The sequence below is a fragment of the Paenibacillus sp. W4I10 genome (assembly GCF_030816325.1).
In the GTDB taxonomy this organism is placed as follows: Bacteria; Bacillota; Bacilli; order Paenibacillales; family Paenibacillaceae; genus Paenibacillus; species Paenibacillus amylolyticus_B.
The window spans coordinates 1,760,820-1,774,306 of record NZ_JAUSXX010000001.1 but is presented as its reverse complement, the minus strand read 5'-3'; the positions used below and the strand labels follow the sequence as shown (position 1 = coordinate 1,774,306).

The 13,487-nt window shown below is 43.6% G+C and carries 14 protein-coding genes; 10 read left to right on the top strand and 4 right to left on the bottom strand.

The features are described from left to right. Positions 1 to 66: 66 nt before the first annotated feature. Positions 67 to 1,419: an MATE family efflux transporter gene (locus QF049_RS07960; RefSeq protein ID WP_307536342.1), complete on the bottom strand. Its 1,353-nt coding sequence runs from the start codon at positions 1,417 to 1,419 to the stop codon at positions 67 to 69. Positions 1,420 to 1,555: 136 nt separating this feature from the next. Here QF049_RS07960 and QF049_RS07955 point away from each other — a divergent pair, with 136 nt between their 5' ends. Next, entirely contained in the window at positions 1,556 to 2,239 is a 684-nt protein-coding gene (locus QF049_RS07955; protein ID WP_307536340.1) for a TetR/AcrR family transcriptional regulator C-terminal domain-containing protein, read from the top strand. 46 nt (positions 2,240 to 2,285) lie between these two features. Here QF049_RS07955 and QF049_RS07950 read toward each other — a convergent pair whose 3' ends face one another. Next, on the bottom strand, positions 2,286 to 3,173 hold the full coding sequence (locus QF049_RS07950) for a LysR family transcriptional regulator (protein ID WP_307536338.1): 888 nt from the start codon (positions 3,171 to 3,173) through the stop codon (positions 2,286 to 2,288). A gap of 148 nt (positions 3,174 to 3,321) precedes the next feature. Between QF049_RS07950 and QF049_RS07945 the strand changes: the two genes are divergently transcribed. Both QF049_RS07945 and QF049_RS07940 read left to right on the top strand, forming a co-directional pair. Continuing rightward, entirely contained in the window at positions 3,322 to 4,170 is an 849-nt protein-coding gene (locus tag QF049_RS07945; RefSeq protein WP_307536336.1) for an SDR family NAD(P)-dependent oxidoreductase, read from the top strand. After that, entirely contained in the window at positions 4,160 to 5,338 is a 1,179-nt protein-coding gene (locus QF049_RS07940; RefSeq protein WP_307536334.1) for an MFS transporter, read from the top strand. Before QF049_RS07945 ends, QF049_RS07940 begins: the two co-directional genes overlap by 11 nt. 29 nt (positions 5,339 to 5,367) lie before the next feature. Here QF049_RS07940 and QF049_RS07935 read toward each other — a convergent pair whose 3' ends face one another. Then, positions 5,368 to 5,769, bottom strand: a complete 402-nt coding sequence (locus QF049_RS07935) for a VOC family protein (protein WP_307536333.1) — start codon at positions 5,767 to 5,769, stop codon at positions 5,368 to 5,370. A gap of 205 nt (positions 5,770 to 5,974) precedes the next feature. Next, a complete protein-coding gene (locus QF049_RS07930) occupies positions 5,975 to 6,634 on the bottom strand; it encodes a helix-turn-helix transcriptional regulator (protein ID WP_307536332.1) in 660 nt (219 codons plus the stop codon). A gap of 166 nt (positions 6,635 to 6,800) precedes the next feature. Between QF049_RS07930 and QF049_RS07925 the strand changes: the two genes are divergently transcribed. From QF049_RS07925 to QF049_RS07895, 7 genes are all read left to right on the top strand, one after another. Further along, positions 6,801 to 8,159, top strand: a complete 1,359-nt coding sequence (locus tag QF049_RS07925) for an MFS transporter (RefSeq protein WP_307536330.1) — start codon at positions 6,801 to 6,803, stop codon at positions 8,157 to 8,159. A 24-nt stretch (positions 8,160 to 8,183) separates the two neighbouring features. After that, positions 8,184 to 8,519, top strand: a complete 336-nt coding sequence (locus QF049_RS07920) for a winged helix-turn-helix transcriptional regulator (protein WP_307536329.1) — start codon at positions 8,184 to 8,186, stop codon at positions 8,517 to 8,519. Further along, on the top strand, positions 8,509 to 8,868 hold the full coding sequence (locus QF049_RS07915; protein WP_124114812.1) for a HesB/IscA family protein: 360 nt from the start codon (positions 8,509 to 8,511) through the stop codon (positions 8,866 to 8,868). Before QF049_RS07920 ends, QF049_RS07915 begins: the two co-directional genes overlap by 11 nt. Before the next feature lie 21 nt (positions 8,869 to 8,889). Continuing rightward, a complete protein-coding gene (locus QF049_RS07910) occupies positions 8,890 to 9,177 on the top strand; it encodes a HesB/YadR/YfhF family protein (protein WP_091018911.1) in 288 nt (95 codons plus the stop codon). Positions 9,178 to 9,373: 196 nt separating this feature from the next. Further along, positions 9,374 to 10,738, top strand: a complete 1,365-nt coding sequence (locus tag QF049_RS07905; RefSeq protein ID WP_307536323.1) for an MFS transporter — start codon at positions 9,374 to 9,376, stop codon at positions 10,736 to 10,738. A gap of 70 nt (positions 10,739 to 10,808) precedes the next feature. Further along, positions 10,809 to 12,032 (top strand): macrolide family glycosyltransferase, encoded by a 1,224-nt coding sequence (locus tag QF049_RS07900; protein ID WP_307536321.1) that lies wholly within the window; start codon positions 10,809 to 10,811, stop codon positions 12,030 to 12,032. 138 nt (positions 12,033 to 12,170) lie between these two features. Next, complete coding sequence (locus QF049_RS07895) at positions 12,171 to 13,400, top strand: multidrug effflux MFS transporter (RefSeq protein WP_307536319.1); 1,230 nt, start codon at positions 12,171 to 12,173, stop codon at positions 13,398 to 13,400. Positions 13,401 to 13,487: the final 87 nt, after the last annotated feature.

Here is a 13,487-nt window from a genome sequence, read left to right as displayed (position 1 = left end):
GACGAAGATGGGAAAATAGGTAGCAAACTTGGGGCGGTGTTATTTTTCTGAAAAACATTTGCGAAATTACTGTACCAAATGTTCCAGATCCGGCTGCAATTTTGTCCGCAAAACATATAACATGATGGCCCCAACTAGGAACGCGACGGCATCCGCAATAACGAGCGACCAGATCACTCCATGAAAGCCGTTCATTTGATTAGCGATATACAATACAGGAATTAACGTAACTCCTTGAATTATGGACATAACAAATGCGGCGGTTCCTTGGGCTGTTGCTTGGAAGATTCCCATAAACAAAGAAGTCATTCCTGTAATAAACAAGGATAAAAAGGTTACATGCAGAATGTAGCTACCCATTTCAATTAATTGCGGGTCAGTCGTAAATAAACCAATCAAGTGGTCAGAGATCAGATAAACGATAATACCGAACACGACGGCTAAACCCAAAATAGCTTTGATCGTGAATCCAATCGTTTGTTTCATGCGTAATTTGTTCGCTGTGAATGAGAAGGCAATCAACGGCACAACTCCCTCACACAAGCCCATCAGAATAAACTCAGGAAATTGCAATAAACGTGATGAGATTCCATACCCCGCAACGGCCTGATCCCCATATTCGACAAGAAAAAGGTTAAGAATAAGCGACATTGCACCCAAGAAGACACTCATAACAAAGACGGGAACACCGATTTTGAACACATTGCTCAGGATGTCCTTCGTCACCTTGAACCATTTCAGGGAAACGGTTAAGAATTGACTCTTATAACTCATATGATAAGCGTAAAATGCACTCGCAACCAAGTTGGAGATAACAGTAGCAGATGCAACGCCGATCACACCCCAATGGAAGACAAAAATGAATAATGCATCAAGAACAATATTTATAACAACACTGAGAATCATACCGGTCATTGAGGTGATTGCTGAACCTTCTGAGCGCACGATATTCTCCAGCGTGAAGAATAAGATGACGAAGGGTGAACCAATAAGCATAATCGTGACATACTCTTTCGTAAATCCGAAGGACTCTGGCGTTGCCCCCAGCCCATGAACGATTGGTTCGATCAGCGGGAGGCCAACGGCCATCACAATAATTCCGAGAACTAAACTACTGTAAAAGGCGAATGAAGATACATGTTTCAGATCATCGACTTTTTTCTCTCCCAGCAAACGAGAGATGAATGTACCGCTGCCTATACCAATTAAATTACCAAGGGCCATGATGACCGCGAATAAAGGTAAAGTTAGTGCAAGTGCAGTTAACATTGCCGTATTACCCAGTGTGCCAAGGAAATAGGCATTCAAGATGGAGTAAATAACACTCATTGACGTGCCTAGCATCATTGGGACAGCAAAGTGAGCTACGGCTTTGGCGATTGGTGCTTTTTCAAAGTAATGGAGGTTTTCTGCATCCATGTGGGTCACTACTTTCTTCGTTAATATTGATTTAATCTAACACCGTTAGATTGAACCTTACAGTGTTAGATGTTATCATGAACTTATGAACCTGTAAAGCATAAACTTACACTGTTAGATAAAAGGGCGGATACCGATGAAAAAACAACAGCCTCAGATTTCGGAAGATAAGATTTTGGAAATTTCGTGGGAGCTTCTCGGAGAAGAGGGCATCGAGAAATTCAGCATGAGACGATTGGCAGACAAGCTGGGGATTCAGGCTCCATCTCTATACTGGTACTTCAAAAGCAAGCAGACGCTCTACCAGCGTCTGGCCAACCAGATATCGAAAATTATTCTGGACGAGTTTCACACTGAAGGAGACTGGAAGGAGCAGATGGAGGGGCTTGCGGTGACGGTACGGAGCGTGCTCAGCAGATACCCGTGCTCCACACAGCTCATGATGATGACGCTGCCCCATGAACCGGACATGATCCGCTTCACCAACCGCATGTTGCTCTGCATGGAATCAACACCACTAGAGCAAGAGCAGAAATTACAGGCAGTTCTTACACTAGTCAACTATGTATTCTATTTCGTACTGGACGATTATCAGCATCAGCGCAATATATCTGCTGTCCTTAAGGACAAGGAAGCACTTGAGGGTGAAGAGATGATCCATCTTCTGGACTCTATGAGTGAGAAGGAAGCTGGACTCTTCAGTAGGATGTATAAGAATGGTCTGTTTGAGGTTATGGGAACCGACGGAGCTTTTGAGTTTGGCTTGAAGCTGATTTTGTTGGGGATAGAACAAGTGATAAAGAAACCCACCGAGAATTAAACTCCGGTGGGTTTCTTCTTGTACTCACGTTAATCCCTTTATCAGTCTAAAATTTAGCCTGAATTTCTTTTAAAAACAAATCCGCAGCAGTCGAAAAGACCTGATGTTTTTTCCAAACGATATTTAAGCCAGATTCAAGTCTTGGCTCTAGAGGTCTGAAACAAAGGTCGCTTTCACTAGACGTATTCACTATTTTATCAAGTGTTAATGCATAACCAATACCTTCTTCAACCATAATGGCAGCATTATATGCAAGATTGTATGTAGTAACCACGTTTAATTTGTCAAAATCTTCACCAAACCAATCCGCAAACTCATTTTTTGAAAATGTCTGCTTCATTGACTGTCGTGAACAGATCAATGGAACATGTAATAAGTCTGTGGATCGAATCGTATCTTTGGAGGCGAGTGGACTTTCTTTTCTCATAACCACTCCCCAAACATCTTTGTCGGAGAAATTGATATAGTTATATTTGGAAACATCCGCTGGCTGGATTAGAATACCGAAGTCAAGGAGCCCCTTGTCGAGCCGCTCAGTTACATCATCTTCATTGCCGCTGTATAGGTGATAGCGTATATTGGGATATTTATTCTGTACGTCTTTTGCCACTCTTGCAATCTGTTTCATGGCTTCCGTTTCTCCACCGCCAATATAAATATCTCCACTTATGGTTTCTTCCATGGATTCAAATTCTGCCTCTAATTTATCGACCATACCCACAATTTCTTCAGCCCTATTTCTTAAAAGCATACCTTCATCTGTGAGAATAATACTGTAACTACTGCGAATAAATAATTTCTTTCCCAACTCTTGTTCAAGGTCTTTCAATTGTCTGGACAAGGTGGGCTGCGTAACATGCAAGAAATCAGCAGCGCGTGTAATACTTCCTTCTCTGGCGACCGTAAGAAAATAACGCAATACTCTAATCTCCATTTTAACTCCTCCTTTATCCTTTATATTCTACAATAAACCTTACAGAAATGCCTTTCAAGCATAACTTGTTATAAGATATGAGTATTTGCTATGTGGTGTATAAACGCTAAACTAAAAAGCAAGGCAACTGGAGAAGAAATTGAAAGGAATGAATGATATGGATAAGACAAAAGTATGGTTTATCACTGGCGCTGGTCGAGGTATGGGCACAACTATTGCTAAGGCTGCTTTAAATGCTGGACACAAGGTTGTTGCTACCGGCCGAAATCCCGATGCAGTGGTTCGTGCGATCGGTGATTCCGAGAATGTAATGGTTGTCCCATTAGATGTTTGCGAGCCTGCTGATGCACATGCCGCAGTTAAGGCGGCAATTGAACGGTTCGGGGCGATCGATGTACTCGTAAATAATGCGGCACATTTCTGTGGAGGGTATTTTGAGGAACTGACCCCTGACCAGATTGAACATCAGCTACAGGTGGCGTTGGTTGGTTCCATGCACGTTACCCGGGCCATATTACCTGTGATGCGCACCCAACGTTCAGGACATGTTATCTCGATCTCTTCGGGCGCTGGCATTTCAGGATTTGAATATAATTCGGCATATAGTGCTGCAAAATTTGCGCTTGAGGGATGGATGGAGGCATTGGCTCCTGAGGTAGCTCCTTTCGGTATTCATACGACTATAGTCAATCCCGGATTTTTCCGAACGGAATTTCTTACCGATGCATCCTCAACTTTCGCTAAGCCTTCGATTGAGGACTATGATGATCGGAGAGCTGGTCATCTGGAATTTTTTAATAATCAGAACGGGCAACAACCTGGAGACCCAAAAAAACTTGCCAATGCTCTCCTTCAAATTGCAAACGAGGCCCAACCGCCGCAACGCTTCATTGCAGGAGCCGACGCGATAGACATTGCAGAGCAGAAAATTGCCAACCTTCAGACAGAGATCAATGCTTACCGGGATCTCTCTAAATCCATGGCATATGACAACTAAACGAAATCACCTTTTTGTATTCATTCTGACCTTTGGTGTATTCAGTATTTTAAATACGGAGATGGGCGTAATCGGAATCTTGCCTTTGATTGCAGAACATTACGAGGTCAGTATCTCAACCGCTGGTTTGATTGTGAGTCTTTTTGCGCTTGCGGTTGCTGTATCTGGTCCCACTTTACCCTTATTATTTTCGGGAATGAACCGCAAGTATGTTATGTTGTTTGTACTTGGGATTTTTATTGTGGGCAGCCTGGTCTCCGCCATCACATCGAACTTTACGGTATTGGTCATTGCACGTGTCGTTCCGGCTTTTTTCCATCCTGTCTATTGCTCATTGGCATTTACGGTCGCAGCGGCGTCAGTCCCCAAGGAAGAAGCGCCGAAGGCAGTGGCTAAAGTATTTGTAGGCGTGTCGGCAGGCATGGTACTTGGAGTACCCCTTTCGAGCTTGATTGCCACCAGCACATCGTTGTTCTATGCGATGTTGTTCTTTGCCGCCGTAACGATCGTCACATTTGTAGCAACACTTCTTTTTGTGCCCTCAATGCCAGTTACGAAAAGAATCTCTATGGGTACTCATCTGTATGTATTGAGAAGATCCGTGATGTGGCTATCCATTGCTGGCGTGATTTTCATGAACGGAGCTGTATTTGGGGTCTATAGTTACCTTGCTGAGTTTCTGAAAACCGTGACAAGATATGACTGGAACACCGTCAGTGTGTTGTTATTTCTATATGGCTTGGCCAATATGGTTGGGAACATGATAGCAGGGAAACTGCTCGCTAATTTCCCTTTAAGAACGATCAAGATGTATCCCATTGCATTAATAACGATATACATCTTGTTGTTCACCTTCGGACAATTCAGTGTGCCAACAGCCTTCCTTATTTTCATTTGGGGGATCATAGGAGGCATAGGGGGCAATATCACTCAATATTGGGTGGTATCGGCAGCACCAGAGGCACCCGAATTGTCGAATGGGATCTTTCTAACCTCTTCCAACCTGGGAACAACACTTGGTGCTAGTGTATGTGGACTAATCGTAACTGGAATAAGTACACAATATATTGTAGTTGGAGGAATCGTATTCCTTATCTTTAGTATCGTAACGAATTACTTCAGAATCTCCATGACTGGCCGATTCGAGGGTTCCAAAGTTGAAGGATAAGAGGCGGACGTAGTGATAGACGTTATATATTACCGTTTCGGCATTTTGCTCTCATCCATATACAACAGGTTCCAGCGGTGACCGTCCAGGTCGGCAAATCCCGCGCCGTACATCCAGCCGTCTATTTCACCTGGCTTGCCAAAGATGGTTCCTCCAGCTAACTCGACTTTTTTAATAAAAGCATCAACTTCTTCTCTGCTGTCAGCACCAATGGAAAATATCACTTCTGCGCTATGGGAAGTATCTGCGGTTTTAGCACCTGTAAATTTCTCAAACGTTGCATCCGGAAACAGGAGAATCGTTGTTGAGCCTATGACAAGCTGGGCTCTCTCGCTACCAACATTCTCCCCATGGAATCCAATCTCATTAAAAAAGGTAGTGGATTTCACAACATCTTTCACCGGCAGGTTCATCCAGATTTTTTGTGACATGGCTGTAGCCTCCTAGAGTATATTTTCAACACTCTTACTATACTCTACCTCAATTCAAAATTACATAATCGGGTACATACGATTATGAAAGAGTTAGTAATAACTTGTGTAATGAAGGATGATTTAGAGAAATGAAATCCGAATCGTTCTAATCAATTCAAATTCCAAACCAAAAGAGCAATCTCCAATGAGGTTGCTCTTTTGGTCATGGCTTATTTTGCCTAACGCTGTATACGCAGTTTCTTCCTCCGGCTAGAATGTATTCTCCCCGTTCAATATGAACATTATCGCCTAAAACTGTTTTGAATAAATGTAACTCATTCTTGCATAACCCGGTACATACCGCGGCCGCTTCACAGATCGGACAATGCTTCTCAATGAATAGGAGACTGCCATCCTCCTGCTCCTTAACCTCAGCCATATAACCTTCATTGGTACGAATTTCGGCCAATTTCTCCAATTTCTCTCTGACTCCTGATGCATCGCCAAGTTGCTGAAGATATTGTTCTTGCATATTTTTATTTCGAACATCCAGCAGCTTGTCCAGCCCTTCAGTACCAAAAGCTTCTTTCATCGAATTGATGAGGCTGACGGATAAATCGGAATATCCACTTGGGAAAAAACGATTAGCCGCGGGAGTTAATATCCATAACTTGGTGGGGCGACCCATGGGACGGGCCTCTTCCACAGTGGTAACCAATCCTTCTCCTTTTAGCGCATTCAGATGTTGACGAATAGCCATTCCGGATAACGAAAACTGAGAGGAGAGAGTGACTACATCCATTCCCCCGCGCTCTTTTAACAGATTAATAATTGCTCTCCGGGTACTGGTCGAGACATCCTTTTTAATTTGATTTCCGCTCATGGTGCACCTCCTTGTGACGCTACTGAATCTACATGAATAACTACATTTTAAACAAAAATGTTGACAAAGTCAAAGCCGAACTGTAGCTTAGACATTATAAACAAAAATGTTTACTAAGTATCCGGATACGATGTATACATACCAATTTTCTTGGAGGTCACATTTCATGTCGTCTAATCATCAAAGTATTTTCAGCCCGCGTTATTTTGCATTATCCATAGGAATTATTTTGTCAGTGATGGCCGTTGGATTCGAAGGTCTATCCGTCACCACCATTGCTCCTTCAATTGCTGGAGACTTAAACGGTCTTAGCCTGTTCGGGTGGATATTCAGTACATATCTGCTTGCGCAGATTATCGGGACGCTGGTCGTCGGTCGGATCATTGATAAAAGAGGACCTGCAGCACCGTTCACTTTTGCACTTCTGTTGTTTATCGTAGGGCTGATCGCTGCCGCAACCGCAGGCGACATGTATACCATGATAGGATCACGGGCCCTGCAGGGTTTGGGTGCCGGAGCTATGATGACTTGTGTGTATACAGCTATATCCTTAAGTTACCCGGATGAGTTGCGTGCCAAAATTCTTGGAGCATTTGGTACTGCCTATGTTCTTCCGTCCATGCTCGGTCCATATGTAGCAGGAGTTATCGCAGATCAGTGGTCCTGGCGCTTTGTTTTCTGGGGGATCTTACCTGTGCTGGTGGTTTCAGCATTGCTTAGTTTACCTGCCTTTAGGAAATTGAAAGTGCAGAAGACGGGAGGGGATAGCGGATCTTCATCCACTTGGATGGCGTTACTCTTAACGTTAGGTACAGGGATTTTCCTGGTTGGTCTAAGTATGCTTCCGAGCTTTATGGGATTTGTTTTAGTCGTGATTGGCCTAGTATTGATGTTATTTCCGCTCCGTAAATTGCTACCGAAGGGAACTCTTACGTTGCGAAGAGGTATGCCAGCAATTCTGGCAACACGTGGGTTGTTCTTCGCTGCCTATACCAGCACACAGAATTTCCTGGTATTAGCTCTAATCGACGTGAAAGGAATTACACCTTCACAGGCCGGATTAATTGTCGCGAGTGCTGCATTAAGTTGGTGTATCATTGCGTATCTGCAAGGACGATGGGATGCGGCAGATCAGGGCAGTGGACGTCATATGAGAATCATTCTTGGGGTATTGCTGCTTGCGATAGGGATTGCCATCGTATTTTGGGTACCTGTTGTGACCGTTACCATCGCAGTTCTTGGTCAGATCATTGCAGGCGTTGGTATTGGATTGGCGCACCCGATTAGCGGTGTTGTCGCATTTTCCCAAACGGGGGAGGAAGGTGTGGGCCAAACCTCAGCAAATCTGCAATTTGCAGATTCTTTTACACCTGGTGTAGTGATCGGCATTGGTGGTTCCATTCTTGTCGTGTGTCAGGCTGGCGGTATGTCACTTCAATCCGGCTTAATTGTAGCCATGGGTTTCCATCTCTTGTTGATCGTCACGAGTATCATTGCCAGCACTCGGATCTCACTACGCGGATGAATAAGAAAGTGGGTGTGCGAACCATTGTTCACTGAAGATCCGAATAAAATATTTACAGCTTATCGCATCATCGGAACGAAATGGACGATCCATATTTTATGTGCTCTGTCTCAAGGCCCGAAGAGATTTGGTGAAATATTTGATAGCATTCCTTCCATTTCCGAAATGATCCTCTCCAGACGTTTAAAGGGTCTTCAACATGATCATTTGGTCAAAAGAACAATACGGACACGTCCTACACAAATTATTTATGAGCTTACGCCAAAAGGAGCTGCTCTTGCGACATTCATACCCTGTCTAATGGACTGGGATACCAAATTTCAAAATGATACCAGCGGGAGGAATAAAGATGATTATTGAGGTCAGTGATTCAGCATCGGACAAAATCGTTGAGATCTTATCAAGTGCGGATATACAAAATGCCTTCCTTAGAGTAGGCGTTGATGAAGGGGGATGCAGTGGTTTATCTTATACCCTTATCGTGGATGAACAGCAGGCAGAAGAAGACATTGTGTTACATAAAAAGCAATTTAGGATATTGGTGCACGCAAAAAGTATTCCATATATTGATGGTCTTGAGATTGACTATGAAGAGAGCGGAATGTTAGGCGGATTCACCATGAATAATCCAAATGCCAAAGTTTCGTGTGGATGCGGGGCCAGTTTCAGAATGGCCAATTATCGTGGCGAAGTGAAAAAATGTGATTAATGAAAGAAGGAGTGCAATGCAATGATCTCATTTGTAATATCTGAACAAGCAATCGATTCATTTAAGAATGAATGGGAATTGGAAGAGGACCAATATGTAAGGATTTACGCAAAATATGTCGGAGGAGGCTCCGATGCTTTTACCATTGGCATAAATGCGAGTGCTACACCGGTCGATCCCGCATTGGTTCAATCCATCGGAGGATTTCATTTCTTTGTTGAAAAAACAGATGCCTGGATCCTGGAGGATGAACTTCTCCAAATTGACTGTAATGAAAATGGCATATTTTCAAGCAAAATCTCCTATTGAACATGGGAACCCTATTCTAGACCATAATCTTACTTTTTAAACATTTAACTTTACAAAGTATAACACTTCATGTATATTCAGGAAGTAAAAAGGTTTATTTTACCATAATATCCATCAAATTATGGAGGTGTAGAAGACAAATAACAATCAGATTGGGATTTTTGATGCTCAGTACAGGGCGCCTACAATTGGTATTATGCTGGTTCTGGCAACCGTAGCTTTCGAAGGACTGGCTATCACAACGATTGCCGCGAAAATGGCACAAAGTTTAGAGGGCATTCATTTATATGGTTGGATCTTCAGCGCATTTTTGTTATCTCAGCTTATTGGAACCTTGGTTATGGGTCAGCAGATTGACAAGCGCGGTGTTTTTACATCCATGCTGATATCTTTTAGTGTTTTTGTGTTAGGAACTGTGGTCTCCGCTATTTCTTTCGATATGCATATGCTTATTGCCGGAAGAGCCCTTCAAGGTTTTGGAGCAGGGGCCCTGATTACATGCGTTTATACCTGTGTGACATTACATTATCCAGATACACTTCGTACTCAAATCCTGGCCGCATTCTCCATGGCATTTGTCTTGCCTACCTTAATCGGACCTTATGCAGCAGGCCTTATTGCTTCCTACATCTCGTGGCGATATGTTTTCTGGATTGTTTTACCCTTGATTGGAATAGCGTTGAGTCTCACATTCCGTTCTTTTCGTAATTTGCAGCTTCAGCAAGATCTGACAGGTCCAGCGCGAGCAACCGACTCAAAGATTATGTATGCGATTCTGCTTGCCGTTGGAACGGGGCTGTTACTCACAGGACTTGGTATGATAACCGATTGGAAAGGTATAGTACTCACTTTGGGTGGATTAGTCGTCATGATCACACCAATGCGTAAATTGCTGCCTGTGGGCACTTTTTCAGTAAAAAAAGGATTGCCTGCTACTTTGGTTTCGAGAGGGCTATATGTTGCTTGTTATTTTACAACGGAAAGTTTTGTGATCTTGGCACTAACCGAAGTGAAGGGGTTATCAGCCGACCTTGCCGGCCTCATTGTAGCAGCAGGTTCTCTGAGCTGGTCCGCCGCAGCGTGGTTACAAGCCAAGCTTGATGCACGAGATCAAGGTCGTGCCCGAAAGGGCAGGGTCATGACGGGCATTGGGATTATGATCGTTGGAACTGTGCTTGTGATCATGGCTCTTATTTTGACGGACGGCGGGATTATACTCATCCTTCTCTCACAAATGATTACAGGGTTCGGTGTTGGCTTGGCCAACCCTACCACGGCAGCCATTGCTTTACAACATGCCTTGCCCAGGAAAGAGGGAGAAATGTCCGCGAATCTGCAATTTGTGGATTCCTTCTATATGGGAGTAAGCATTGGAGTTGGTGGCGCTCTGATTGCTTTGTCCGAAACTTTACAGTGGGGCATATCTACAGGTGTTTTGATCGTGTTAACACTACAATTACTATGGGTCTTGTTAAGTTTCTTAGCATCACTACGAATTACCAAACTCGTTCATCAAGAACATCATCCAATCAACCAAGTGAAGGATAACATCTCCATGTAACGGATGACGACCGCGTCGTTAAATACATCATGAAGAACGGGGGGACTAATTGCATTGGGAGGTGGATAAGATGGCACGTGTATTAGTAGTCATTACTCCAGCTGAAGGACATGTGAATCCGTCGTTAGGATTAGTTACTCAGTTGACAAACAATGGTGAGGAAGTCATCTATGTGTGCACGGAGGAGTACCGTTCCCGAATTGAACAAACCGGTGCCCAGATCATTACCTATCCATTTCCACAAGATGCCTTCTCTCATGATCCGGTGTTGAAACCCCAGGAATACACGCACTCTTATCAGTTCATTTATATGATGGTAAGCGGTATTATTCGGAGGATCATACCCAAGGTGCTAAAGGTGATAGAGGATCAAAAGTTCGATTATATGATCTTTGATTCCCTGATGGGATGGGGAGGGACTATTCTTGCAGAAAAACTGGGAATTCCTGCGGTGTGCTCGATTGCGTCCTTTGCTTTTGTGGAGCCTCTAGGGTCTAACTCAGTTCTAAATGAGACGGAGACGAAGGAGCTTTATGAGGCTACGATGAAGATCACAACGGAGTTAGCCGAAGAGTTTCAAGTGAGTATTCCAGCCATGGAAGAGATTCCGGCACATGCAGGTCAGTTAAAGCTCGTGTACACCAGCCGTTATTTTCAGCCTCAGGCAGAAAAGCTGGATGATCGTTTTATTTTCACGGGTCCTTCGATCATAACACGTCAAGATGCTCCAACCTTCTCGTTTGAGTTGCTTCGTGAACGGTACCCGCAAACCGTGTACATTGCTATGGGTACGATTTTAAATAAAAATTTGGATTTCTATCAGCTTTGCTTTGAAGCATTAGGGGATCTACCCATAAATGTTGTTCTATCTTCAGGAAAGTACACGGACATGACGCCGCTGGCGGATCAAGTTCCTCCTAATTTTATCGTCAAGCCATACATTGCCCAGTTGGACATGTTGCAGCATACCGATGTTTTTATTACACATGCTGGAATGAACAGCACGAGTGAGGCGTTATATTACAACGTTCCGATGGTGATGATTCCATTAACATCGGATCAGCCTCTTGTCGCCAATCGGGTACAGGAGTTGGGCGCGGGTATTGCTTTAAATAAACATAACCTCAGTGCAACTAATTTGAGAGAGGCATTAACAGAAGTACTACACAATTCGCTTTATAGACGGCAGGCTTACCTGATTGGTGAATCTTTAAGGCAGGCTAGCGGTTACAAGCGAGCTGCCGAAATGATCATGAGTCATATGGGTTCAGGCCGGGGAAGTTACACAATTTAATGGTTTTCAATGCAAAGTCGCTTAATAAGCGGCTTTTTTTGGTTTTAATAATCTAAAGACTTGACCTACAGTTAACTCTATGTCTTATACTCCGATTAGGCTTGCAAATTATATGAGGAATTGGAGATTTTATTTATTATGGCAAAGAACACGAATTGGAATGTTTTTGGACTGGCAATACTACTAGGTTTATTTTCTACATTAGGTCCATTTACGATTGATATGTATTTACCGGCTTTTCCGGAGATTGCACAAAATATGAATACAACGGCATCACTTGTACAATTTAGCCTTACTGCTTGTTTATTAGGACTCGGTGTAGGACAACTCGTTATGGGTCCTTTGAGTGACGCGTACGGTAGACGTAGACCATTATTGATCTGCATGGCAGCCTATATTATTTGTTCCTTGGCATGTGCTTTTGCTCCGAATATCGGACTATTGATTTTGTTTCGTTTCACGCAAGGATTTGCCGCATCAGCTGGAATTGTCATTTCCCGTGCGATAGCTAGAGATCTATATAGTGGACATGAACTCACTAAATTTTTCTCTTTGCTGTTGCTTGTAGGGAATTTGGGACCTCTGGCAGCACCGATTGCGGGAAGTGGGGTTCTTTCCTTCACAACATGGATTGGCGTATTTATCTGCCTTTCATTCTTGGGGATTTTCTTATTAATCATGACAAAGTGGAGCTTAAAAGAAACACACCCCGTGGAAAGACGTATGGTTCCTGACTTCAAACAGCAATTGGGAAATTACAGAATGCTTCTGCGTGACCGCAAGTTTGTTGGTTACATGCTGGCACAGGGAATCATGACGGCAGGGGTCTTTGCTTATGTGGCGGGAACACCATTTATTTACCAAAATATATATGGAGTTACACCCACGGTATTTGCTATATTGTTTGCTTCGAACGGCATCAGCTTGATCATCGGATCTCAAATCGTGGGTCGATTGGCCAAACGTATCCCTGAGCAGACGCTGCTATTATCGGGTCTATGGCTTGCTATAATAGCAAGTGTTGCTGCTTTGGTCGTAACTCTGGTTCATGGTCCACTTTTCGCGTTGGTTATTCCATTGTTCTTCTTCGTATGCTCGATCGGCATTACGTCTACAGCGGCATTCCCGCTTGCCATGGAGAGTCAAGCCAAGATGGCCGGAAGTGCAGCAGCACTGCTCGGCGTTGTGCCTTTTCTTCTGGGTGCACTGGTTGCTCCTCTGGTCGGTATCGCGGGTGAGGACACTGCCGTCCCGTTAGGACTCACTTTATTAATGACCAGTATCATTGCGATTGTTACTTATTTCCTACTCGTTAAAAACGTCCCGCAGCATACACCTAATCATGCCCAGTCTAATGCTGACTTTTAGTATAGAAGGAACAGCTCGCCAAGCATTGGCGTGAGACATGAATGAATATGAATCCATTACAAGTCGCTGTAATAGCGGCTTTTTTGG